Genomic DNA, 795 nt, shown 5'->3' on the forward strand with positions numbered 1-795 from the left:
CGCCGACGCCGTGGGCGCGGCCGGGGCGCTGCGCGCCGCATCCGCCGCCGGAACCCTGCCCGCCCGCTACGGGCTGCGGCCCAAGTCGCTCGACCCGCTGGTCCGGGCCCGCGGGCTGCGCAGCCTCGACCTGTTCCTCACCGCGCTCGTCGGCGACGGCTCTCCGCCACCCGGCCTGGTGCTGACCCTGCCCAAAATCAGCGATCCGCGGCAGCTTCGGGTCTTCGCCGACGTCCTCGGCGAGCTGGAGCGGCGGCTCGGGCTCGCCCCGGTCGGCCTCGAGGTGCAGGTCGAGACGCCGGCCGCGGTGCTCGCCCTGCCCGAACTGGTGCGCACCGGGCTCGGCCTGGGCCCCGGCCGCCTCGTCGGGCTGCACGTCGGCACCTACGACTACTCGGCGGCGCTCGGGATCACGGCCGCGCACCAGGCCAGCGACCATCCAGCGGTGGAGTTCGCCACAACGATGATGCAGCTCGTGGCGGCCGGCACCGGCATCGGCGTCGCGGACGGCTCGTCGAACCTGCTGCCCGTCGACGGCGACGAGCGGCCGGGCGCCTCGGGCGACGACGTGCACCGCGCCTGGCACCGGCACGCCGAGCTGGTCCGCCGGGCCTGGCACCGTGGCCTCTACCAGGGCTGGGACCTGCATCCCGGGCAGCTGGTGAGCCGGCATGCGGCGGTTGCCGGCTGCCTGCTGGCCGGGCTCGACGGAGCCCTCTCCCGGCTGGCCGACTACGCCGCAGCCCGGCAGTCCGGCGCCGTCGCCGACGAACCGGCGACCGGGCGGGCCCTGGC

The 795-nt window shown here is 77.1% G+C and carries 1 protein-coding gene; it reads left to right on the forward strand.

Going from position 1 to position 795, the window contains the following annotated elements; genetic code table 11:
• On the forward strand, positions 1-795 hold a 795-nt coding region (locus tag ND748_RS33125; RefSeq protein ID WP_251750172.1), incomplete at both ends, for an aldolase/citrate lyase family protein.

This window comes from Frankia sp. AiPs1 (assembly GCF_023716945.1).
GTDB lineage: Bacteria > Actinomycetota > Actinomycetes > Frankiales > Frankiaceae > Frankia.